We start from the raw sequence: 22,328 nt of genomic DNA, 5'->3' as shown, positions 1-22,328 counted from the left end.
TCATGACTGGATTTTTAGGTAAGATGGTCTATATGTACCGGCTGTTCCACCGTTCATTACTGTCTGAATGTAAAAAAACAGAGCGGAATTAAAATCCACTCTGCTTTATCACTCACTGTTCATCTTAAAAGAACTTGAATTTACCTTTTTTGAATACTAGTGAAGGTCCGCCAACCATGTATAGCGCACGGTTGTCTACTACCTTCTTCATGAATGATGCTTTTGTACCAGTAAGTTTCTTGCCGTACACAACACCGATTGCGTCGTCTTCACCAAGTGAACATACAGTACCTTTCAGGTCCGGTGTGAATTCTTCAAGATGGTCTTTTCCATGAAGAAGAGCTGCGATGTTACGCGCACACACTTCCCCTTGCTGCATTGCAATCTGTGCAGTCGGCGGGTATGGGCGTTCTGTTTCTTCGTTGATCATCAGTGAACAGTCACCGATGATGAAGATATTGTCGTGACCTGGTGCACGAAGATCTTTGTTGATTTTGACGCGGGCACGCATGTTTTCGATACCTGCTTTTTCAATGATGCGGTTACCGCGGACACCAGCTGCCCAAACGATTGTACCAGCTTTGATTTCTTCCACTTCATCTTCGCCTTTGGCAATCAATACGCTGTCTGCTTTTGCTTCTTTAAGCGGAGTTCCGATGTGGAATTCAACGCCTTTTTTCTCAAGAGCGGCACGTGCATATTTCACAAGTTCAGGATCGAAGCCAGGAAGGATCATTGGCGCTGCTTCCACACAAACGATACGTACTTTTGAACGGTCGATATCGTATTCTTTGCATAGTTCAGGTACACGGTTACCCAGCTCCCCAAGGAATTCGATACCTGTGAAGCCTGCTCCACCTACGACGATCGTCAGGCGCTCATCGTTTTTCTCTTCTTCGTTCTTATACGTAGCAAATTGGAGTTCAATGTGCTCACGGATTTGACGAGCTGAGTTGATGTTTGAAATCATGAACGCATGCTCGTGCAACCCTTGAATACCGAACGTCTCAGACTCGGCACCAAGCGCAACCACAAGATAATCGAACTCTACTTCGCCTTGACTTGTTACAACTTTCTTTTCTGCTACTTTGATGTCGTCCACAGTTGCCTGTAAGAAGTTCACTTTGCTTGTATTCACAACATCTTTAATATCATAACGCACACGGTCGTGATGAAGAGTCCCTGCAGAAGCTTCATGTAACCATGTTGTTTCATAGTGGTAATCATTCTTATTAATAAGGATGACTTCCGCTTCGTTCGTACCTAATTGCTTTTGAAGACGAGTTACTGTCATAAGCCCGCCATAACCTGCACCTAAAACAACGATTCTTGGCTTTCTCAACTGAATCACATCCACCTTTTTGATTGAATTTGCGTCGGATACTCTTAGAGTCCTCCACATCGGTCTTTTTTATCCCGTCAATCTGCTGCTACTATCTCATTCCCCGATTAAGCGGAACTCAAAACAAATTTTGCGGGATGATCCTTTTCAAATGAAAAGAGAGAATACTGTATAAATAGTATAAAAACAAAATAATAAGTATGTGACAACTTTCACGTACTAGTGCACACCGCGAAAATTGTCATAAATTCTTAACAATATGCCTACATTACATAATATTCGTTTTACCCCATCTTTTCAAGGTATTAAAGATAAATAATCATTCTTGGGAAAATTGCGACAATAGCGCATTTAGAGAATCGTTTGATTCATTGAGTAATGAAGGAAGAATGTAATAGGTACTATGTTTTGAGCCGAAGAATTTGAGTGAAATTGATCGATGAAAATATTGGTTGAGATCATACTATTCAACTGGTTATTTTTCAGGTGACTGGGCTTTGGTATTGATCAAATTCACCCTATTATATAGATGGTTTATTAAAGTTGATCTCTTTTTCACTTTGGAAATAGTCATCTATTTGATAATTGAGAATTAATTGTGCTGCTTTCAGAAATAATTGAGCCGGAATCCAAATAATTGCGCCGCTTGTCGAATTTTCTTCGTCTCGGGACGAAGGCTCCGCTTCAAGCAACTGCACTCAGCATCCAAAGACAGAGTGTCCAAAAGAATAATCTAAATTTTGGGAAGGATTCATTTCTCTATGATAGAATAAATTAAAATAGATGCATCTATATCTGGGAGGGATCTACTTGAAGGAAGATCAAAAGGTTTATGATATAACGATTATAGGGGGCGGCCCAACAGGGTTATTCACCGCATTCTATGGCGGGATGAGAAAAGCTTCAGTAAAGATCATCGAAAGTTTACCGCAATTGGGCGGTCAGTTATCCACCCTCTATCCTGAAAAATACATATATGACGTGGCAGGGTTCCCAAAAGTGAAGGCTCAGGACCTTGTCAATAACCTGAAGGAGCAGATGGCCAAGTTTGAAACGACCATATGCCTGGAGCAGGCAGTGGAAAGTGTCGAGAAGCAAGGCGACGGCTGCTTCAAGCTCTCAACTGATAAAGAAGTTCACTATTCAAGGACCATCATCATCACAGCCGGGAACGGTGCATTCCAGCCGAGACGGCTCGAGCTCGAAAACGCTTCTCAATATGAGGGAACGAATCTTCATTATTTCGTCGATAATATGGAGAAGTTCAGAGGCAAAAAAGTGGCGATTTGCGGCGGCGGTGATTCTGCAGTCGATTGGGCATTGATGCTCGAACCGATTGCTGAAAAGGTCTATCTCATTCATCGAAGGGATAAGTTCAGAGCCCATGAGCACAGTGTGGAAAATCTCAACAATTCCTCTGTGGAACTTAAGACTCCTTTTGTTCCTGCTGAAATTGTAGGCGATGAGTCAAAGATCCATCAGATCATTTTAGAAGAAGTACGCGGAGATGAAAAGGAAATCCTTGATATCGATGAGTTGATCGTCAACTTCGGGTTTGTCTCTTCACTCGGACCAATCAAAGATTGGGGACTTGAAATCGAGAAAAATTCAATCGTCGTCAACTCACGAATGGAAACGAATATAGAAGGCATTTACGCAGCAGGCGATATTTCCACCTATGACGGAAAAGTAAAACTGATTGCGAGCGGTTTCGGTGAAGCTCCTACAGCCGTCAACAATGCAAAAGCCTTCATGGACCCGAAAGCAAGAGTACAGCCTATGCACAGTACGTCCATGTTTACAGATTAATTATTTAAAAGAGATTCAGGAATGATTCCTGGGTCTCTTTTTATATGTGCCTCTCCAGTATGTTAAAGCTTCTCTAAGATTAGTGCCTTGTTTATTTTAGCAAGTAATGGGTAGACCAATAATAAGAGAAAAAAATAAAAAAGGATGTTGAGATGAGATGAATGTACTTGTTATTGGAGCGAATGGCCATACCGGCCGGCTCATTTTAAAAGAGCTTGTGAACAGCACTCAGCACTTCGCTAAAGCCATGATCCGTAAATCTGAACAGACAAACGATATGGAAGACCTGGGTGCAAGACCGGTCGTCGCAGATCTTGAACAGGATTTCTCCTATGCCCTTGAAAATGTCAATGCGGTCATTTTCGCTGCCGGGAGCGGTAGTAAAACAGGCGAGGATAAAACGATTGCAATCGATCAGGAAGGCGCGAAAAAAGCGGTTGATTATGCAAAGCAAAAGGGAATCGAACGTTTCATCATGTTGAGTTCCATGGGAGCCGACCAGCCGGAGAACGCCCCGGAAGGCATGCACGTCTATCTAAAAGCCAAAAATGAAGCGGATGTACACCTTCAAGAAAGCGGCCTGAACTATACGATTGTCCGTCCAGGAGCCTTGACCTTTGACGATGCGAGCGGAAATATCATCGCGGAGCGGTCCATAGCCGATAAAAGCGGCAGTATCTCGCGGGCTGACGTAGCCAAGGTGCTCGTGGAATCATTGACCACTTTAGAAACGAACCACAAAGTGTTTGAAATCCTTAACGGAGAAATTCCCGTAGATGAAGCCCTAAAGAAATTATAATGAATTCAATAAAAAGGACCAGCGCTGACTTGAGCGCTGGTCCTTCTTTTTTTATCCTTTAACAGTTCTCCGGCGTACCTTTATTCGAAGCTGTCACAAACGATGACCCACAGCCGCATGAAGCGATCGCGTTCGGATTATCGATCGTAAAGCCTCCGCCCATCATGGACTGTTTCAGAACGTTGATATATCAAGGTTAGTTGTAATTTGGAATGATTATGAATAACAAGCAAGATTGTTAATTGCATACCTAAACGATTGTTAATGTCACTGTCTAAATTTTACCCAAACATACGTATAGATACAAGTATATGGAAGTATTTATATAAAATAAATTAATCTTAGAGTTGATTTTCAATTATTTTTTACTATATAATTGAAATATACAAAAGTTGTTAATAAATGAGCTTGACTTTTTTCGAAGGCTTACGTTCCACGTGAGCTATACATGTAGAAAAAGTGGGGCTCATTTTTTATTTTTTGGAGTATAATTTTTGTTTAGCTGCTTATCACTAGGTACAAACTTCCAATGCCTATAAGGATGGTTCCACCTATTATCTGGACTCCCTTTAATTCCAGTGCTTTCTCCAATATTGAAATTTGGATATATCTCTCTAATTCGAGAATTAATTAATTTATAAAGTTTTTCTTTAGCAACTGTTCTTTTACCTCTTCTTTTCTTGCCTTTTGGAATTTCTTTATGTTTCTCATTTAAGCGGAACTCCATTGCTCCCAATACTACATCCAAGCATTGCAATATAACGTGGTCATGAGACTTAGCTTCTGCAATGTCATCTTTGCTATGAATGAACAAGTTGGCTTCTTCAAAAAAGTCTTGAAACTGCAAGCTATAAATAAAATCTTTAAAATTTTGATTTTTTTCTTTGGTATCTGGAAGTTGATCAAAGTATGAGTACAGAGATATCCTACTATGCGAGTTATTTGAATACCTAAAACCAAAAGCATGTTTAATAAATTGATAGTAAAGTAGGAAATATTCATTTTCTCTTTGCTCTTTAGTTAGTTTCTTAGCAGCATATGCATTATGAGTGAACATTACTCTTATCTTTACTTTATCCGCCTTTATAAAATCAAAAAAATGATTTATTAGTTCCATATATTTTTCTAAATAGCTTGAGGTAACCTTTTGCCACTTAACTTCAGATAGCAGATTTAATTCTTTCATTTTATCTTCAAGAGACTGTTTTACTTCTTCAAAATGTATTGATCTTACTAAAGCTCCTCCATAAAAATTGCCATAGTAAGTTCCATTTTTCACTGACTCATCACAATAAATAATATACTGCATAACTACACCCACTTATTTTACAATATATCCTCATTATACCAGAAACCACTTTCCAAAGAATATTGTTTGTATATCTAGCCCTTATATGAGTTCAGATGTTTTAAACAATATTACTAATCATTATTCATATTCTTCTCTTTCAATTCTCTATATAACGTAGCCTTAGACACTCCTGTCAAATCTTCAATTTCCCTAACCGAATATTGTCTTGACTCATAAAGTTTTATAGCTTTATTAATTATTTTGGAGTCTTTTCTAGGTCTCCCTCCCTTTCTTCCCCTTGCTCTAGCGCTCTCTAATCCTGCTCTAGTGCGTTCTGATATTAAATCCCTTTCCATTTCACTTAATACTGCCAGCATACGAAACATAGCCTTCCCAACTGCTGTAGTAGTGTCTATGTTATCTCGAATGCTTACAAGTTCTATTCCCCTATTCTCAAGTTCATCTGTAAGTTCAATAAGCTTCTTTGTAGATCTTCCAAGACGGTCTAACTTATATACAACTAGAACATCTCCTTCTCTAGCGTAATCAATCAATTCTTTCAGCTTTTGCCTGTCGTCTTTCATACCGCTAACCTTTTCAGAATATACCTTTTCACAACCAGCTTTTTGAAGTGCATCCATTTGAAGATCTAGGCTTTGGTCTTGGGTGCTAACCCTTGCATAACCAATTTTCATATAAACACCATCTTTTCCATTTTTATACTTTAATTGTATCAAAAAGGTTTATTGGTGTATATATTGAAACGTTGATTTTGAAACGGCTTATGAACCACAAAACACAAAAAAATACTACCTGATATAAGCTAGGTAGCATTGTCTCATAAACATTCGTTTTTGAGACTAAACAATATTAGAATGGTAAATCAACCTCGTAATAAGGTTTTACAGAGAAAAAGCCATTAAAATTGTATACTTTATTAAAACCTTCTTTTATTGTTCTTTTTGCCGTATCACTATTATCTAGTACCTCTGCAATATGATTTTCTTCATTGAAAGTTAAATTTTCTCCCGTAAATCCAATTTCCATTAAATTTGTGTAAGTGTTGAACTTTAGATTTAATTTGTCGATCGTAAAATCTTCAACCTCCATAGATACATACCAAAGAACCTCTTTTATGAATTCTGGAAGAAGTAGATCTATTTTTTCTTTGGGTTCTTCTATAGTAATATTATTAAAAAAATCTCTTCTTAAATTTGGATAAAACTCACAATTCCAATGGTGAAGTTTGTTAAAATTTGTTATATAGTCTTGTAATCTACTGAATTTTATGAAATGCACTCTATAGAAATTTTCGTTTTTATTAACTATATGTCTGTTTAAATACTTTATTTCATCTATTTCTTCTATGCTTTCTCCTTCATTGTTTAAGTGTACTTTAATCATTTCACCATCGAATATTGATATTAAGTTAAAATTGTACATAACCTTTCTATTTTTTCTTTCATCTAAGGAGTTCTTTTCATATTCTAAAGCTTTAATTGAAGAAATGATTGAATTATAAATATCTTTGTCATTTTGGGGAGTGTAACTAGTTTTGTTCAATTGTTGAAAGGCAAACACATGATCATTTATCCCATAGACAAAATTAAGTTCCTCATGATCACTTGTAACACTCCACACTTCATCTTCAACTTTTTCAGGTTTGATCATATAACTCAAAACCTTGTCATTTGCCCAGTTTGATATAGGACAAAAATTAATGTTGGGGTCACCATTCTTAATGTCCTTTGTAAGAAAGCTCCATATATTACTTTCACTTTTTTTACAACTAATTATTAGAGATGTGTAATATAATATGTCTTCAACTTCATTAACCCTGTATGCTATGATATCAATTTCCCTATTAATTTCTTGGACATCGTCCAAATAATACCTATTATTTATTACGTTCCACTTGTTTTGTTCTAATATTTCACACACCTTGTACTCATGTACAAATCCAGTTTTGTTAATTCCTAATTTAATTTTTTCAATATCCATTGTTTACTCCTCGTGTTAAAGATTGTTTTCCGATCTTATACTCTTCACGTATTGTTCATGTGCACACAAGTCACAGATAAGGATATCTGTAGCTTCCATAACTTCAATGTCTGACTCCGAAAACTCCACTTTGCAAATGATACACCTCAAAACATAATCATCATACAAGTTATACATCCTCCCTCTCTATTACTATTTTCGACAACCTTCTTACATGACCTTTATTTTTATTACATTTTTTTACATAAGTGAATATTGTTTCTTTTTAAAGGTAAAACAAGTAAGGAGGTGATTAAATGATTTACTTAGAAATAGTAGTTGCACTAATACTGGCTGCCGCTTTCTTTCAGTTTTATTCTCACAAAAGAAAAAACGACTACCAGACTCAGCTACTGGCACAACATATTGATAAGAGCGAAGAAATGAAAAGAACTCTTGCAACCGGCTTATACATGAGGTTTAAAAAAGAAACTGAAGAAGATAAAACATTATCCTCTTCTTATTTAAAACAAGACCCGATCATGTTTGAGTCATTTGTAGCGGAAATAATCGAAAGAGCAAAAGGAGGAAGCACTTGGGTATCTCCACCCACTGGGGATTTCGGAATTGACTTTGAACATACTACTGAAGATGGTCTTTTTCTGGGACAGGTAAAATGCTATCGAGGAGACTTGCCCTTTGAAGCAATTGCTCTAGTACATAGCAATATGGTCAAAAGAGATGCAACAGGAGGGTATGTAGTAACTACAGGCTCATTCACTCAAGGTGCCAGAGACTATGCTGCAGGACTTAATATAGACCTAATAGAGGGGGTACAACTTGTAGATTTATGGTTAGAAGGATTAGAAAATGCTGAGCAAGAAATAAAAGATGTCATCCCGACCTATATTTAAAGCCACCCTAATTGGTGGCTTTGTTTAATGATTTTAATTCTTCAATGGCTTCAATCTGCTTCACAACCCTAAACAGATCGGTTACTGCGTCTTCACGGGAATACTTATCATCTTCTTCAAGATACAGGGCAATATTCAAAACCTTTAATTTAAGTTCACATAAGTCCATTCGAATAGTAATAACACTCTGTTTACCCATTTTTATCGTCTCCACTGTTAATGTAAGTACAAGAGTATTATTAGTCAGTAAAATAATTGTTATTCTAACTGGAGTTGGAGGATGTATTAATAACCTTTCTTTTTACTCTACTCAACTTCTTCTTATTTCTTATTACAGTATAATGGTTTTTAAGAGAAACAAATTGCTCTTTAGAAACAGACACTATGTTATCATTTGATACTTTTATTCTTAAATCATAGTATGCATAAACACTGTAATCTTTACCTTCTTCAATTACATTTCCAAGCCATATCTTTTTATTTAAGGCTTTTTGATATTTGTGATAGCACCTGGTTTTTTTAGGGTATAGTTTTCTAAATTCTTCATAAACCTCTATGTTTAAATTGTATTCTGGAAAGTTCATAAATGCAGACAAATGATCTCGATTAATACTCTTAACATTGCTAGATGGTACATAGCGGTTACTATGTGCTAGGGAATGAGCGATATTATACCTTCTCGGAATATACTGAAGTTCCACCTCCGCTGAAGCAAGGCACTGATGTAATCCTTCTAGTCTTTTAGATTTGTTAAGGATAATCCAGTTTATTGCTTCTTTGTTATCCAGAAGCACAATCCCTTTCTCAAAACCATGATATTGTAGAAATGAATATAGTTCTTTAACTGCCAATGCCTCAGCTAATTGTATCTTCCTTTCTCTAATTAAAATTCTTCGGTGTATTAATCCACCGTCTTCAAATTCAATCACAAATGATAAGAAACATCTCTTCCCTTGAATTGATGCATCTGTATACGCAATAAAAATTTGGACTCCTCCTTATTTCAATTTGGATAATTCACTCTTAATCTTTCTAATTGCTTCTTGAACTTCTTTTAGTTCAACATGCTTTCTCACTAAAAGGTTTCCATACTTGCTAACAGCAGCCTCGATATTTATCCCTTTTTCCAGAGCAGCTTTTATAACTGGTATATGCAACATTGTTATTCTTCTTTTCTTCAACGTCATCCTTCTTTCAAGAGTACGTACATAGGTCATTTCTAAAATTATTCTGTGACATTCATTGACTCTACTTTCAAAATCTGCAACCGACATGTTATTCTTACTTGCAATATACTCTATCGCTTTTTCCCACATTAATGTATCAATGTTATGTCTCTCTTTTGCTTTTATTATCCATTCAAATGGGTTGTGATAGGATTTTGATTTATTTAATGTTTCATTTAGCGGAAGCATGTTAGCATAATTCGTGCCTCCAATCCCTAACTGTGCAGCTACCCTCCCCCAGCTTAAAGGTACAAAATGGTCTAACTGAACATTATATACCTTCCCACTAAGCGCACATTTCCCTTCAAAGTCCTCTCTAACCATCAACTCTTCTTCTTCCGTTAATGAGTTATTGATTAGAAGTCTATTCTTTCTCTTATGAGCGGCTGCTCTTTCCTTTTTACCATAACGTTTGTGATAGCACTCTTTACAGATTGCTCTCTTTCCATATTTACCTCCCCTATGGGCATAAAACTCAGTTTCAATATTCAAAGATTGGTTTTTCCTACTACAATTTTCATCTGTACACAACTTGGTAATAACCATGTAAATTCTCTCCTATTCTCTTTCTTATTGATGCTTTTCAATAATAGTGGAGAGAAATCTAATTGTAAATACCTTATTTTGAATATTCTGATAACTAAAACTTAAATAAATAGTATTCTACTTTGTTCCCATTTATCAAGCTTGCCTTAATAGTTCTATACCTTAGCAGTTGAAAAGGAAACCATAGTATGCTTATAGATACTAAAATAATTGCTAAAAATTTTTTTAAAAAAGGACTATGGTTAACTCCATAGTCCTTGATACTATCTATTTTCTCATTTGAGCCTTCGAAGCATTTTCGCCAAACGTTAATACCTGCAGGTTATTGATAAAGTAATGCCCGTTACTATCAATCCTATCAAGTGTAGGGCGGAGGCGGTATCTATCGGCTCTGCTTTCAGCCTCCAAATAGATTACCGTTTTTCTCATCCATTCTTCATATAATTTCTTATTGTTAAGTCTTATTGATGAATATAGCTGTTTTGCAGTCTTAAAAGAGCATTTAACATTTTGATATGCTCCTTCTGAACATCGGCTTCTTTCTATAGCTTTCCTACATGAGATCACCAATAACCTGTTCCCTTCTACAATGACCTCTCTGTCGAACTTTTTGTTAATTTTCATAACTTAAACATCTCCTTCCGCTGCTATTAATTGAGCGATGAAGGTGTTTATGTTTGGTATTTTCGATTAGTAGTTGTTTATGTTTTTGGATTGCTATTTTCCAACCGTATTGAACAATTACTAATCCAAACTACCATGTTTATTCTTACAAGCGGCTGGTTCTTGTTTCATGTTATTTTATAATCACACCTCATCATTATTTTTTTCTTCTTATTATCTTTGGAAAACTTCGTTTACTCATAAACTCTTCTGTAATACCCATTTCAGCTTTCACTTGCTTGTTGGTCGCAACAATTTCTAGCCCGTAAGCATCTAACATTTCTGCAATACATCGCTTAAACTGTCCTTTCTTAAAATCTTGGTTGCCCTTTATGGTTTCCCTTATACATTCAAGAATTTCTTTCTCGGTCACCCACCCCTTATATTCAATCAGTCGGAGAGCAGAAAAATTAATTTCAGAGACAATGTCATCATTCAACTTCCGAATTTCCTTGCCTTTATCTTGCGGATAGACCCGATCGGCTTCTTTACGACCAAACACTCTCAAAACTCCTTCATATGAAATTGTTCTACTTGTACAGCCGCTCTCAATCCACAACTTACAAAGGTCATCAATTTTATTAAAGAACTCATATGTATACATGGGAATTTCATATGTGCTACTTCTGTACTGATAACCGTTTTTCTTCTTATTTTGCTTTTGTATTTCGAGCAAATCTGGTGGTACTTCATGTTCATCTAGTTTGTATATGACATTAAATATGGTGAAAAAATTTAACCTTGTCCCAGTTGCAGATATACTTCTACCAAAATGAGATGCAAGTGTCCTTACACTATGATAGAAAACAATTCTCGGGTCACTTTCGTTTGTTATATATTCCTTCGTTAAGTCCAATAAAATATATAAGTCCATTAAATGACCATATCTATTAAACACTTTATAAAAATTGGGATGTATATCTTCAAGTTCTTCAGACCTTAAAAGTTCCTTATACATATCAATACTTTCTTTGAAGTCTTTAACAGCCTCTGACTCAAAGATAGTTATCTTGTAAACTTCCATTAAAAACTTCTTAGCCTGAACAGTCGTGCAATTCAATAGCTTTTCGACTACATGGAATATAGTCCCGACAAATGGATGACTAGAAGAAAAACACTTATACAACCAATGACCGTTCTCTTTATTTGATTGGTAGATTGATGCACTAGGGTTACTCTCGTCATGAAATATGTCGATGAAATTCCCGCTCGACTGGACACCCAGAAATGTACGTAAATCCTGTTTCTTAAGATAATCAATAACTTCGTTATTTGATAATGTAACAGGATTGATATTGAGCCTTTCTTGTAATGCTTGTATATTACGCTCTTTGATAAGTTGAATATTATTATCTGGGCACTGGATGAGAGTGTTCTGGGATTGGTGTACCCTCGTGCTAGACATATTACTTAGATTATTCTTTATGTCCTGCAAAGGGGTCTCTTCATTAAATTCATCCAGTAATAACCGATTATTATAGTCAAAAGGTATTATCCTAGTTCCTCCAAAAAACAACCGACTCCCATCCTTACAAGACTGATCAGCATAAGGGTAACGACTTAATAATTCATTTATTAATTTCTTGTACAATTGATAATCATAAACTGGAAATTCAAGTACAAATACTACACGGAATTTATGGTGTTCTTCTGTGTGACTAAAAGTGGTATATATAAATGCAGCATTCTCTATAAAAAAGTTATCCTTTAATGCTTCATCTAACCTAAGTCCTTCATCGAAATCTAAAGCTAATATTTGCTGGGACTCCCAGTTATCAATAGACCTTTTTATAGCACCATCTCGATACTTAAAGTTTGCAGGGACAATTGTTTTTCCTTTTCCTAATTCAGTTGCAAGTCCTTCAACATCAATATCTACTGGATTATTTATAATCCGCCTGCTAATCACACCAATTTCATTTCCTTTAGGTTTGTTAGTAAATTCTTCGTTGTCTAGCATAAATTTCATAAACATTCCTCCTTTTTCTTAATGCCTCCACCTCCATGTTTAATAAAATTAGCTTGACTTCAGCTTAATTTTCACTTCAACTCGCTGCTAATGTGTTAAAAAGATATTTTTGACTTAATTTCACCCAATTCTAGTTAAATAGCGAGACGGGTATTCCTCCTTAAAAACAATGTGGTTTAGGTATAATTTCATAGGAAGGTCGTATCGTATACTCAAATCTTCAGCATGAAAAATGGCTTCTACTAAATTTTCAGTAGTTGTAACATTAAATATAATGTCATCATCATCTAGTGTAGAGATAGTAACCATACATCCCTCGCCTTGAGCAATAATATTGACACAATCTAGTTCGTTTCCCTTCATTAATTTCTTAAATTCTTTTTTGCTAATAATTGATTTTTCCATTTTACCAACTCCTAAAATTTTATTTGAGAGAAACACAAAAAAGCTAACGACTCCAAATCAATTAATCATAATAACCACAGTGTTCTCCTACAAAACAATTCGGAAAACCGTAGTATTAATGGATTAATGTTTGAATAGATAATCGTTAGCTAGATTTCAGCTAAAAGACAATCTTATTTTTTGTGTTTTTCACTCACATCATAATTATGTCCGATATTTTAATTTCTTAAACTATTAATTTCAAATGTTAATAAAACCTTTCTTTTATTTACATTTATTTTAGGTTCGCTCGTAAGTATTGGTATCTTTGTCGAAATTAATAGCTTCAAACTACATTATTAAAGGTTTTGTTGTTATAATATTGTTAAATATTTCTATAAAAGGAGGATATATGATGAGTTTCTTTATACCTGGCGATGATGAAGTGAGCTATAACAACACTATCGATTTATTCAATAAATTGGGGAAACTAGATAGACTCTCTCATCAGCAAGGAGAGTCTCTAAAGGAATACGAAGAAATGAGAGAGAAAGTTAATGATTTCGCAATTGAAATGCCTGCTGGTCATGGAAAAACACTTGTGGGAGGCTTGATTGGAGAATTTAATAGGATTAATAATAGTTGGAGAATAGTATATGCTTGTGCTACTAGACAACTAGCTAGTCAAACCAATATGTTATTAAAGTCTTATGGTATTCAGTCTGTGCTTCTAACTGGAAAAACAAGCGAATTTTCACAAAGAGAGTTAGGTAAATATCAGAGATCTGCTGCAATTTGTGTAACTACTTATGGTCATATCTTTAACATCAATCCTAAGTTTCATGACGCTAATCAAATTATCTTTGATGATGCACATGCTACCGAATATGCTATTGATAATTTTTGGTCAGTACAAATAAACAGACAAAAAGACGAAGACATTTTTAATAACCTGTTCCATACACTCGGAGACAGTATATCTCCTCATATCCAAGATAAAATAATACACGGTACCTACGACCCACTATATGATGGAATAGATATCCTATCGTTCGCTCAATGGTATAAAAAGGTTGATGATATTAGGAGTTTACTTGATACAAAAACTGATGGTACTTCTCATTATTATAAGTGGAGCATGCTTCGAAGCCACTTACATACTTGCCAAATTTTTATATCCCATTCCCAAATAGTCATAAAACCCATATTGCCACCTAATAAAAAGCATCCTGCCTTTATCGACGCAAAAGAACGGATTTATATGTCTGCTACTCTTGGTTACTCTGGCGAACTAGAAAGAATGTTTGGGGTACAAGATATACACTATATAAGAAAATTTCCTCCTACTTCAAATAAAGTTTCTGGTAGAAGACTAATCCTATTCCCTCAAGATCATTTTGAAGGGGAGAAACTTAATGAGGTTATTAAGGAGACTATTGAAAACCAACCACGGACATTAGTCCTTGCTCCGTCCTTTAATGAAATTGAAAATATGAAGGAAGAATTAAATAAACTAGTGCCAAACTCAACTATTTTGGATGGTCACGCTATCGAGGATGACTTAAATACTTTTACATCAACTAACAATTCAATATTGGCATTAGCTGGGCGTTATGAAGGAATAGACCTTAAAGATGATGACTGTAGATTACAAATTATGAATGAGTTGCCTGTCGCAATCAGTTACGAAGAAAAGTTCTTGCAAGATAGACTTAATGCAACTGAATTATTGAAAAGCAAATTAATGACAAGGATAATTCAAGGTTTAGGAAGATGTACAAGAGGGATTTCTGATTATGCAGTAGTCTTGTTTAAGGGAAGGTACGTAGGAGATTACTTATTTAAAGAAGAGTTTAGAAAAGGTTTACCTGCTGAAATAGATGCGGAAATCTCATTTGGAATTAGTCAAATTAACCACATTACTGATAAAGATACTTGGCACTCTTCTTTATCCAATTTCTATTCACAGAATAAAAATTGGGAACGTGTCGAAGCACATTTAGATAAACAAATTAATAAACTGAGTAAAGAAAAAGAAGATTATACTCAAAGCCAGACAGCGATAAAACTTTATAATTCGACTAAATCAGAGATAGATTACCTTTATCATCTATGGGAACACAACTATGAACAAGCCCATAAATCTGCACAAGGAGTCCTAGATGAGTTTGCACGTATACCAGAGTTGAAAGGTTATCGAGCATGGTGGAATTACTTGATTGCCACTTTAGCAGTTCTTCAAGAAGACAACGATAAAGTTGAAAGTTACTTAATGAAAAGCCTGCAAGCTTCAGAAAATAAAGTTTGGCTAGATAAAAGGAATATTGAGCTTGACTTAGAAGATGAAGAGGTTTATAGCGACGAATTAGAAACACAAATTGAAAGAATTAGCAGTTATTTAAAATCCTTTGGTGACAGAGAAAATAAGTTTGATAAAGATCTGCGTAAAGTTATTGACGGTCTTAATCAAAAAGATGCTAATTCGTTTGAAACAGCATTGCAATCCCTTGGAAATTGTTTAGGACTGTACTCTGAAAGACCAGAAGGGCATGGCGCACCAGACGGAGTTTGGAATTTAACTAATACATGGATTTCTTTTGAAGCTAAAACAAACGTGGAGAGTAGCGAGGGATATATTCCTCTTGATGATATTAGACAAACAGTTGTACACCGTAGCTGGATTAAACAAAACTATAAGTTAGAAGATGAAAATCAAATTACATTGGTTATGATTTGTCCAAAAAGTAAAATTGAACAATTTTCTAAGCACGCTTCAGAAGGCATTTATAGTATAAAACCTGAAGTTATACAAAAGATAGCAGCAGAACTTGAATTAATTTTAAGAGAAGGACTTCAAAAAATTAAGTTTGGAGACCCTAGTTCTCTACGTTTATTCCTTGCAAATAAGTTAGTTGCTCAAAATCTCGATATTGAAGGTTTAAAATCCAAGTTGACTCAAGTCAACTTATATGACTTAGTTCACTAAGTAAAAAGCATAGTCCAACTTTGGGCTATGCTTTATTTAACCAAAGATTAACATCAAAATAAGTTCCCCCTGTAGGAGTAGAAGCATTAACCTCCTACATCAAAAACGTGACCAAGTCTTACCTGTAAACGTGCCCCCCCCTCGATCAACAAAAAAAAGAGGCATCAAGCCCCTTCATAATAATATTTTAAATTGATAATTCTATTTTCTTCTTACACTAAGATTGTTCCTACTTGGCTTCCTCATCATGATGCTAAGCTTATAAGCCTTATACACAACCGCTAATATTATGCATGCAGCAACCTTCTTTAGGTCACGGTAGAACCTACAGTTAATAGAACGCAACTGTTAAAGTTTATCCCATATCAAACTCACTATTTCGTGATTGTATCCAACAACGGATACATGTCAGCTACATTAAAAGACTTAAATCTAATTTTATCTTCTTCAATACTAAAAGAAGTTGCTAATAGTCGGTTTTTACCACTGGCCAATGTGATTAATTTACCGATCACGTGGATAGGAGCTTTAACAGTTAAAAACACATTTGATCTAGCATAGCTATCCAACTCTTGCTCTAACGATACAACAGTTAGATTGGGATATCGTTTTTGTACATTTTCCATAATTTCATTGTATCTATCCACCTTAATAACTCCTCCTTCCCCAAAATAATCAAGTATTTGTTATTATATTACATAATATAGTCAAAGTTAGTCAAAGTCAAACAAAGTGCTTCCCATACTATTCACCTATATTCATCGTTTCTTATGAACAATTTTCATTACTGGTGAATACTGATCATGACTAATTCTCAGATCATCCGTATCCATCTGAATATACCTTCTCATAGTTCTTATATCTGACCACCCTCCCATTTTTTGAAGTGTGAACGCATCACATCCGTTAAGAGTCATATTTTTTGCCCATGTATGTCGATATACATGTGCTGTCATCTTTTTTCCTTTTATGCCTGCCTTCTCACCATAATATTTCAACCTTTTATTGAAGTGATTTTGTCCTAGAGGTTCACCGTATGACGAGAGGAAAATTCTCTCAGTTGAATAGTGAATTTTGTTTTCGTTAATCAATTGAAGTAATAATTTAACAGTATGAGCTGAAATAGGGACAATTCTTGGTTTACGATTTTTATTCCTATCTCCTCCTAATGTAATAAAACGAGTTTTAAAATCAATATCTGTCGTTCGCAAACTTAAAAGTTCATTTGCTCTTATGCCGCTATCTAACAACAAAATTATAGCTACATAATCCCTATATCCGACATAATCTTTTTGATTTGGTTGTCTAAGTATCTCTTTTACTTCCTCGTCTGTTAAACAATTCGTTAAATCAATATCTTGGCGCAAAAGACGAATGTTATTCATTGGATTTACTTCAATCAGATCTTCTCTATCCAGATAGTTGAAGATTGCTTTATAAACTCTAAGACGAATGTTTATCGTTGTCTCAGATAACCCAACACCCTGCTCATCACTATTTATATATTTGTGACCATCATACTTTTTTGCATCATATTTCATGTAGTTAATATAATCTCTGAAGTGCTGGGGTGTAAGATCGTCTATGTACTCCACTTCATAATGTTCATTTAGCCATTTCCTAAAATAATTCCAGTCTTTTTGATAATCCCTCAGAGTCCTTTCACGTAAACCCTCAGCCATTTTCCCTGAGATGACTAGATCAACCGCTTGCTCCAATGTTAATTGTGGATATTCTTTCTGATTAGACATTTTTCCTACTGGTTTTTTTCTCTTTCTTTTCTTTAAAGTCATAAAAAAATCCTCCTCAAATAGTTAGTCTTTGACATTAACTATCGAGAAGGACTGTAATTAACAACCTTAATATTCAATAAATAGGATTGTTACTACGCATTTAAGTGATTGTGTACACTCAATATTACCTTGTAATTCACAACCCTGACTTCTCTTTTTATCTTTAACAATTCTCCGGCGTACCTTTATTCGAAGCTGTCACAAACGATGATCCACAGCCGCATGAAGCGATTGCGTTCGGATTATCAATCGTAAAGCCTCCGCCCATCATGGACTGCTTATAATCAATTTTTGTACCGTTCAGAATGACTCCATCCTCTTTGGATACAACAAGTTTGATTCCGTGCTGTTCAAGCACTTCATCGCCTTCCTGCACCTCATGCTCGAAGCCCATTCCATACGAAAGGCCGCTGCAGCCGCCGCCTTTTACTGCGATTCGCAGCATGGCATCCGTCTCGTCATGCTCCTTCATCATATCTTTAATCTGAAGGGCAGCAGCTTCTGTCAGATTCACAATTTCACTCATTCACTACACCTCCAACCTTTTCTCTTCTTATTTATTAGTATACTCCTTTCTATTTTACTACTCAACCGAGGGAAACTATGTGACTGACTTTATCTTTGTGACAGCCGAAAGCCCTGGGGTTTTTCAAATCAGACAGAAAAAACACTAGTCCAATTCTCCCCTTTCAAGGTATAATAAGGAAAATAGTCCTTAATACGAGGTGAGAATGATGACTGAAGTAACCCCCTTTTACGAAAAAAAAGTCCAATGTCTTGCTTGTAAACATCCCTATTCCACTACTAAACTCCGCTCCCGTTTCGTCAAAGTCCAAGGTCATGAAAGCGATTTTTGTCCTGTCTATGGCTCTGATGAACTCAACCCATTACTCTACAATGTATCCGTCTGCCCTCAATGCGGCTTCTCCTTTACCGATGAATTCACCAAATATATCGTTCCGGTTTTAAAAACAGACCTGGAAAAGAAAATCAGCCGTCACTGGCAGCCTCAGGATTACGGACATATCCGCTCTGTGGATGAAGCAATCAAAACATATAAGCTCGCTGCTTATTGTGCATTGATAAAAAAAGAAAAAAAGATCACGATCGCCGGATTATATTTGCGGACTGCCTGGCTATACAGGAAAACCAATCAAGAAGAACAGGAAAGAAGATTCATTAACCTTGCCACTCATGATTACATCGAATCTTACTTAAACGATGACTTTAAAGGAACGGCAATGTCAGAAACGAAGCTTCTATACCTTATAGCTGAGCTGCTCCGCCGTCAGGATAAAGTTGAAGAAGCAGTTAAATACCTGTCAAAGGTGATTGAAAAACAACATCTATCAACCGAGCCGAAGATTGTGGAATTGGCCAAGGAACAGTGGTATCAAATCAGGGAACGTTTTAAGGAACAAAAGCAGAATCATCTGGCTTGATACCCTTTCATAAGTTCTGCTCACACTGACAGAGACAAAAAAAGAAAGCTGGAGAAAAGACTCTAGCTTTCTTCATATATCCCAGGATTGTATGCCTCCAGCCTGTTACCATCTGGATCATAAAACTTAAAATGGCTGCGGTGAGCCGGATCCCCTTCTACCTCGACATCTTTTTCAAGCAGCTTTTCATAAAGGGTATCCTTGAATTCGGGGGATATTTGCAGCACCGGATAAGTAGAATGGTTTTCCCCCGCTGCTTCTTTGTCTTGAATTAAACAAAGGGTCCCTGAGGGCGAATCACTGCCAAATGTTAGGACTACCGTCGTACCGTAATCCTTTTCTATTTCTGCCTGCAGTACATCCCTGTACCAATTCTTTGCTGCTTCAATATCGCTCACCATCATGTTGGTCTGCATGACTCCTTGGAAAATACTCATCTTCTCACCCTTTCTTATCATCACTTTACTATTTCACCAAAACCTTTCCATTTCCTTCCTTAACCACAAAAAAAAGCCGATCAAAAGATCAGCTTCAACCATTAGAACATTGGATTTTCTTCTAAGAACTGATAGATATTTTCCACCAATTCTTCTGGGGTATCCCCTTCGACGGGTTCCCCGTTCACTAATGCGTAAAAAGAGGAAGCGCATTTTCCGCAGTAGCCTAAACATCCGTACTCGATGACATCGAGGTTTGGATCTCTTTCTAATATTTCAAGCGCTTTTTGCGCACCGCTAGCTAAGTTACTGATACAAAATTCGATTATAGGCTGCAATTCCATCACCTCTCTACTCTTTGTAATGCTACCTTTTTTTGAGAAAATCGTCAATCCATGCGCATTGTATATCCGTATAACAGATTGTGAACAATTTCCCTTATTTCTGTTGTGAAAACGTCCTTATTTCGATATACTTTTAATGTTAATAGGTTTACTTATTGTATAATCGGTCCAATTGTGAATCATATTGAAAATGCTTACTTTTACGGACAATAGTCCTTTTTCCCTCTACATTGTAGAGAACCTTATATAAACACACCATTTCGACAAAATTGCAGAGAGCCAAAAGGGGAAATTAACATGAAACAATTAGTGCTGCTTGGCGGAGGATATGGCAATATGCGCGTCCTTCTTCGCTTGTTACCGAACCAACTCCCGGAAGATGTCTCCATTACGTTAATTGATCGCAACCCATATCACAGCCTGAAAACAGAATATTATGCTCTGGCTGCCGGGACAATTTCCGATCATCATGTACGCGTATCATTCCCGGAACATGCTCGTTTATCCTATGTGTACGGTGAGATTTCAAAGATTGATACAAAGAATAAACTGGTCCAGCTGCAAGATCAGGATGCTGTCCCATACGATGACCTTGTGATCGGGCTTGGCTGTGAGGACAAATATCATAATGTGCCTGGTGCAGACGAATTCACTTACAGCATCCAAACGATCGACAAGTCGCGGAGAACGTATCAGACACTTAATAATCTTCCTGCAGGCTCAATCGTCGGAATCGTCGGTGCCGGTCTGAGCGGAATCGAGCTTGCAAGTGAGCTGCGTGAAAGTCGTTCCGATTTACAAATTAAGCTTTTCGACCGTGGAACCCGTATCCTGAACGCCTTCCCGGAACGATTAAGCTCCTACGTCCACGGCTGGTTTGAAGAAAACAATGTAGAAATCGTCAATAATTCAAATATCACGAAAGTGGAGCCTAATACGCTGCATAACCACGAAGAACAAATCTATTGTGATGCCATCGTCTGGACAGCAGGCATTCAGCCTACACAGGTTGTTCGTGAAATGGATGCCGAGAAAGACTCAAGCGGCCGCGTCGTGATTTCAAAGTATCATAACCTTCCGGACGATGAACATGTGTACGTTGTCGGTGATTGTGCGAGCCTGCCACAAGCCCCAAGTGCACAGTTAGCTGAAGGACAGGCTGAGCAGATCGTACAGATCCTCCTAAAACGCTGGAAAGACGAGCCGCTTCCGGAAGAACTGCCTAAAATCAAACTAAAAGGCATCCTCGGTTCACTCGGTAAAAAGCACGGATTCGGATTGGTGAACGAGCGGTCCATCACAGGGCGCGTCGCACGATTGCTGAAATCAGGTGTTTTATGGATGTATAAATATCATAATGGATGATGTTGAAGAAACCGAAACCGCCATGGTGCGGTTTCTTTTTTGATTTCCCTTATATACAAAAAAAGACTCTTCCTCAGGAAAAGTCTTTTTTGCTTTACAGACATTTATTAAAAAGCACTATACCGCTTTATACCCATGCTTCTCAAGTTCAGAATAAATCGTCTTCAAACGGGGATTTCCTTCTCCGACGACTGTACCTTCCAAGAGGACAATGGGATAGAACATATCCTCTTCGATCACTTTTTCAGCGAAGCTTTTAATGGCTTCGTCTTCCGGCGGATTGTGGATGTCTATATATTTAATGGTGAATGGCTGATCCGGGTATTTGCGTCCGACTGCTGCCTCAAGCCACTCGTACGTTTCTTTTGATGATGGCAGATTCACACAGCTCGGGCAAAGGACCTCAGCACCATATACATGAATTTCAACTGGTTTACGCTCCATACTCTCATCTCCCCCTTATTTCCCCTCATACAACCATTTTACAAAAAAATCATCAAACTGGGAACAAAAAATGGCTGGGTTTCAAACTATGTTCTATGTCCACCCGCGGAAAGCGAAGTCTCCCACGAATCGGGCAGCGGCATAGAGAACCCTCCAAAAAAAGAAATTCCCAATTGTTTGCGGGTTGATAGATTTTTTACGAATATGTCATTATAATAGAGAGTAAGGAAAGGAGTAGATAATGATGGCTGATCAAGCACAATTTGATTCCGTACAGGAAGTACTAGATAAATTACGTCCGTTCCTACTTCGCGATGGCGGAGATTGTGAACTGGTTGACGTGGAAGATGGTATCGTGAAGCTTCGTCTGTTAGGCGCATGCGGGAGCTGCCCAAGTTCAACAATCACTCTTAAAGCTGGTATTGAACGCGCACTAGTCGAAGAAGTACCGGGAATCGTAGAAGTAGAACAAGTTTTCTAATTAAACTTACAGGATGACTCAAGCTGTTGAGTCATCTTTTTTATTTTGAAGTTTCTCCACCTTCAACCGCTTCCAAAAGTTCTTCCCGTTCTCCCATCCCTTAATAACAATAA

At 36.7% G+C, this 22,328-nt stretch carries 22 protein-coding genes and 2 pseudogenes; 7 read left to right on the top strand and 17 right to left on the bottom strand.

Annotation, left to right across the window (positions count from 1 at the left end):
- Positions 1 to 124: 124 nt before the first annotated feature.
- On the bottom strand, positions 125 to 1,342 hold the full coding sequence (locus tag HWX64_RS15865; RefSeq protein WP_175990490.1) for an NAD(P)/FAD-dependent oxidoreductase: 1,218 nt from the start codon (positions 1,340 to 1,342) through the stop codon (positions 125 to 127).
- An 810-nt stretch (positions 1,343 to 2,152) separates the two neighbouring features.
- On the opposite strand from HWX64_RS15865, the gene yumC reads away from it, so the two are divergent.
- Both yumC and HWX64_RS15855 read left to right on the top strand, forming a co-directional pair.
- Complete coding sequence (gene yumC, locus HWX64_RS15860) at positions 2,153 to 3,151, top strand: ferredoxin--NADP reductase 2 (RefSeq protein ID WP_175990489.1); 999 nt, start codon at positions 2,153 to 2,155, stop codon at positions 3,149 to 3,151.
- Positions 3,152 to 3,308: 157 nt separating this feature from the next.
- Positions 3,309 to 3,950 carry an SDR family oxidoreductase gene (locus HWX64_RS15855; protein WP_175990488.1) on the top strand — a complete coding sequence of 214 codons (642 nt, stop codon included), beginning with the start codon at positions 3,309 to 3,311 and terminating at the stop codon, positions 3,948 to 3,950.
- Positions 3,951 to 4,008: 58 nt separating this feature from the next.
- Here HWX64_RS15855 and HWX64_RS15850 read toward each other — a convergent pair.
- The 4 genes and pseudogenes from HWX64_RS15850 to HWX64_RS15835 form a co-directional block, all read right to left on the bottom strand.
- Positions 4,009 to 4,125: pseudogene (locus tag HWX64_RS15850) on the bottom strand (iron-sulfur cluster assembly accessory protein); the annotation flags it as partial.
- A gap of 291 nt (positions 4,126 to 4,416) precedes the next feature.
- Complete coding sequence (locus HWX64_RS15845) at positions 4,417 to 5,259, bottom strand: DUF3800 domain-containing protein (protein WP_175990487.1); 843 nt, start codon at positions 5,257 to 5,259, stop codon at positions 4,417 to 4,419.
- A 113-nt stretch (positions 5,260 to 5,372) separates the two neighbouring features.
- Complete coding sequence (locus HWX64_RS15840) at positions 5,373 to 5,936, bottom strand: recombinase family protein (protein ID WP_175990486.1); 564 nt, start codon at positions 5,934 to 5,936, stop codon at positions 5,373 to 5,375.
- A gap of 175 nt (positions 5,937 to 6,111) precedes the next feature.
- Positions 6,112 to 7,242, bottom strand: coding sequence for a hypothetical protein (locus HWX64_RS15835; RefSeq protein WP_175990485.1), 1,131 nt, complete (start codon positions 7,240 to 7,242; stop codon positions 6,112 to 6,114).
- Positions 7,243 to 7,538: 296 nt separating this feature from the next.
- On the opposite strand from HWX64_RS15835, the gene HWX64_RS15830 reads away from it, so the two are divergent.
- Positions 7,539 to 8,135 (top strand): restriction endonuclease, encoded by a 597-nt coding sequence (locus tag HWX64_RS15830; protein WP_175990484.1) that lies wholly within the window; start codon positions 7,539 to 7,541, stop codon positions 8,133 to 8,135.
- 7 nt (positions 8,136 to 8,142) lie between these two features.
- Here the strand turns inward: HWX64_RS15830 and HWX64_RS15825 are convergent, their stop codons facing one another.
- From HWX64_RS15825 to HWX64_RS15800, 6 genes are all read right to left on the bottom strand, one after another.
- Complete coding sequence (locus tag HWX64_RS15825; RefSeq protein ID WP_175990483.1) at positions 8,143 to 8,334, bottom strand: hypothetical protein; 192 nt, start codon at positions 8,332 to 8,334, stop codon at positions 8,143 to 8,145.
- Between the two features lie 64 nt (positions 8,335 to 8,398).
- Positions 8,399 to 9,064 carry a hypothetical protein gene (locus tag HWX64_RS15820; protein WP_175990482.1) on the bottom strand — a complete coding sequence of 222 codons (666 nt, stop codon included), beginning with the start codon at positions 9,062 to 9,064 and terminating at the stop codon, positions 8,399 to 8,401.
- Between the two features lie 69 nt (positions 9,065 to 9,133).
- On the bottom strand, positions 9,134 to 9,907 hold the full coding sequence (locus HWX64_RS15815) for a hypothetical protein (protein ID WP_175990481.1): 774 nt from the start codon (positions 9,905 to 9,907) through the stop codon (positions 9,134 to 9,136).
- Between the two features lie 267 nt (positions 9,908 to 10,174).
- Positions 10,175 to 10,531 carry a hypothetical protein gene (locus HWX64_RS15810; protein WP_175990480.1) on the bottom strand — a complete coding sequence of 119 codons (357 nt, stop codon included), beginning with the start codon at positions 10,529 to 10,531 and terminating at the stop codon, positions 10,175 to 10,177.
- Positions 10,532 to 10,727: 196 nt separating this feature from the next.
- Positions 10,728 to 12,539 (bottom strand): hypothetical protein, encoded by a 1,812-nt coding sequence (locus HWX64_RS15805; protein WP_175990479.1) that lies wholly within the window; start codon positions 12,537 to 12,539, stop codon positions 10,728 to 10,730.
- 120 nt (positions 12,540 to 12,659) lie between these two features.
- Complete coding sequence (locus HWX64_RS15800) at positions 12,660 to 12,944, bottom strand: hypothetical protein (protein WP_175990478.1); 285 nt, start codon at positions 12,942 to 12,944, stop codon at positions 12,660 to 12,662.
- 391 nt (positions 12,945 to 13,335) lie between these two features.
- On the opposite strand from HWX64_RS15800, the gene HWX64_RS15795 reads away from it, so the two are divergent.
- A complete protein-coding gene (locus HWX64_RS15795; protein WP_175990477.1) occupies positions 13,336 to 15,909 on the top strand; it encodes a DEAD/DEAH box helicase in 2,574 nt (857 codons plus the stop codon).
- 374 nt (positions 15,910 to 16,283) lie between these two features.
- Here HWX64_RS15795 and HWX64_RS15790 read toward each other — a convergent pair whose 3' ends face one another.
- From HWX64_RS15790 to HWX64_RS15780, 3 genes are all read right to left on the bottom strand, one after another.
- Positions 16,284 to 16,556 carry a hypothetical protein gene (locus tag HWX64_RS15790; RefSeq protein WP_175990476.1) on the bottom strand — a complete coding sequence of 91 codons (273 nt, stop codon included), beginning with the start codon at positions 16,554 to 16,556 and terminating at the stop codon, positions 16,284 to 16,286.
- A 111-nt stretch (positions 16,557 to 16,667) separates the two neighbouring features.
- The gene (locus HWX64_RS15785) at positions 16,668 to 17,702 is read right to left on the bottom strand and encodes a tyrosine-type recombinase/integrase (protein ID WP_175990475.1); all 1,035 of its coding nucleotides are present in this window, start codon (positions 17,700 to 17,702) and stop codon (positions 16,668 to 16,670) included.
- Between the two features lie 163 nt (positions 17,703 to 17,865).
- Positions 17,866 to 18,228, bottom strand: coding sequence for an iron-sulfur cluster assembly accessory protein (locus tag HWX64_RS15780; RefSeq protein ID WP_175990474.1), 363 nt, complete (start codon positions 18,226 to 18,228; stop codon positions 17,866 to 17,868).
- Positions 18,229 to 18,433: 205 nt separating this feature from the next.
- Here HWX64_RS15780 and HWX64_RS15775 point away from each other — a divergent pair, with 205 nt between their 5' ends.
- Complete coding sequence (locus HWX64_RS15775) at positions 18,434 to 19,144, top strand: DUF2225 domain-containing protein (RefSeq protein WP_254871172.1); 711 nt, start codon at positions 18,434 to 18,436, stop codon at positions 19,142 to 19,144.
- A 62-nt stretch (positions 19,145 to 19,206) separates the two neighbouring features.
- On the opposite strand, the gene HWX64_RS15770 is transcribed toward HWX64_RS15775, so the two are convergent.
- The gene (locus tag HWX64_RS15770; RefSeq protein ID WP_175990473.1) at positions 19,207 to 19,581 is read right to left on the bottom strand and encodes a VOC family protein; all 375 of its coding nucleotides are present in this window, start codon (positions 19,579 to 19,581) and stop codon (positions 19,207 to 19,209) included.
- Between the two features lie 101 nt (positions 19,582 to 19,682).
- Complete coding sequence (locus tag HWX64_RS15765) at positions 19,683 to 19,925, bottom strand: YuzB family protein (RefSeq protein WP_175990762.1); 243 nt, start codon at positions 19,923 to 19,925, stop codon at positions 19,683 to 19,685.
- A 297-nt stretch (positions 19,926 to 20,222) separates the two neighbouring features.
- Between HWX64_RS15765 and HWX64_RS15760 the strand changes: the two genes are divergently transcribed.
- On the top strand, positions 20,223 to 21,290 hold the full coding sequence (locus HWX64_RS15760) for an NAD(P)/FAD-dependent oxidoreductase (RefSeq protein ID WP_175990472.1): 1,068 nt from the start codon (positions 20,223 to 20,225) through the stop codon (positions 21,288 to 21,290).
- 117 nt (positions 21,291 to 21,407) lie between these two features.
- On the opposite strand, the gene HWX64_RS15755 is transcribed toward HWX64_RS15760, so the two are convergent.
- Positions 21,408 to 21,734 carry a YuzD family protein gene (locus HWX64_RS15755; RefSeq protein ID WP_175990471.1) on the bottom strand — a complete coding sequence of 109 codons (327 nt, stop codon included), beginning with the start codon at positions 21,732 to 21,734 and terminating at the stop codon, positions 21,408 to 21,410.
- A gap of 271 nt (positions 21,735 to 22,005) precedes the next feature.
- On the opposite strand from HWX64_RS15755, the pseudogene HWX64_RS15750 reads away from it, so the two are divergent.
- A pseudogene (locus HWX64_RS15750) lies at positions 22,006 to 22,215 on the top strand (NifU family protein); the annotation flags it as partial.
- Positions 22,216 to 22,328 lie beyond the last annotated feature (113 nt).

This window comes from Bacillus sp. Marseille-Q1617, from assembly GCF_903645295.1.
Lineage (GTDB): Bacteria > Bacillota > Bacilli > Bacillales > Bacillaceae_B > Rossellomorea.
The sequence above is the reverse complement of the archived record's forward strand: the minus strand, read 5'-3'. Positions and strand labels throughout refer to the sequence as shown.

Excerpts from the sequence above, each read along its gene's own strand:
- HWX64_RS15830 (WP_175990484.1), top strand. The coding sequence starts at position 7,539 with ATGATTTACTTAGAAATAGTAGTTGCACTAATACTGGCTGCCGCTTTC.
- HWX64_RS15770 (WP_175990473.1), bottom strand. The coding sequence starts at position 19,581 with ATGAGTATTTTCCAAGGAGTCATGCAGACCAACATGATGGTGAGCGAT.
- HWX64_RS15780 (WP_175990474.1), bottom strand. The coding sequence starts at position 18,228 with ATGAGTGAAATTGTGAATCTGACAGAAGCTGCTGCCCTTCAGATTAAA.
- HWX64_RS15810 (WP_175990480.1), bottom strand. The coding sequence starts at position 10,531 with ATGAAAATTAACAAAAAGTTCGACAGAGAGGTCATTGTAGAAGGGAAC.
- HWX64_RS15765 (WP_175990762.1), bottom strand. The coding sequence starts at position 19,925 with ATGGAATTGCAGCCTATAATCGAATTTTGTATCAGTAACTTAGCTAGC.
- HWX64_RS15760 (WP_175990472.1), top strand. The coding sequence starts at position 20,223 with ATGAAACAATTAGTGCTGCTTGGCGGAGGATATGGCAATATGCGCGTC.
- HWX64_RS15815 (WP_175990481.1), bottom strand. The coding sequence starts at position 9,907 with ATGGTTATTACCAAGTTGTGTACAGATGAAAATTGTAGTAGGAAAAAC.
- HWX64_RS15840 (WP_175990486.1), bottom strand. The coding sequence starts at position 5,936 with ATGAAAATTGGTTATGCAAGGGTTAGCACCCAAGACCAAAGCCTAGAT.
- HWX64_RS15845 (WP_175990487.1), bottom strand. The coding sequence starts at position 5,259 with ATGCAGTATATTATTTATTGTGATGAGTCAGTGAAAAATGGAACTTAC.
- HWX64_RS15805 (WP_175990479.1), bottom strand. The coding sequence starts at position 12,539 with ATGAAATTTATGCTAGACAACGAAGAATTTACTAACAAACCTAAAGGA.
- HWX64_RS15855 (WP_175990488.1), top strand. The coding sequence starts at position 3,309 with ATGAATGTACTTGTTATTGGAGCGAATGGCCATACCGGCCGGCTCATT.
- HWX64_RS15800 (WP_175990478.1), bottom strand. The coding sequence starts at position 12,944 with ATGGAAAAATCAATTATTAGCAAAAAAGAATTTAAGAAATTAATGAAG.
- HWX64_RS15795 (WP_175990477.1), top strand. The coding sequence starts at position 13,336 with ATGATGAGTTTCTTTATACCTGGCGATGATGAAGTGAGCTATAACAAC.
- HWX64_RS15785 (WP_175990475.1), bottom strand. The coding sequence starts at position 17,702 with ATGACTTTAAAGAAAAGAAAGAGAAAAAAACCAGTAGGAAAAATGTCT.
- HWX64_RS15835 (WP_175990485.1), bottom strand. The coding sequence starts at position 7,242 with ATGGATATTGAAAAAATTAAATTAGGAATTAACAAAACTGGATTTGTA.
- HWX64_RS15755 (WP_175990471.1), bottom strand. The coding sequence starts at position 21,734 with ATGGAGCGTAAACCAGTTGAAATTCATGTATATGGTGCTGAGGTCCTT.
- HWX64_RS15775 (WP_254871172.1), top strand. The coding sequence starts at position 18,434 with ATGATGACTGAAGTAACCCCCTTTTACGAAAAAAAAGTCCAATGTCTT.
- HWX64_RS15825 (WP_175990483.1), bottom strand. The coding sequence starts at position 8,334 with ATGGGTAAACAGAGTGTTATTACTATTCGAATGGACTTATGTGAACTT.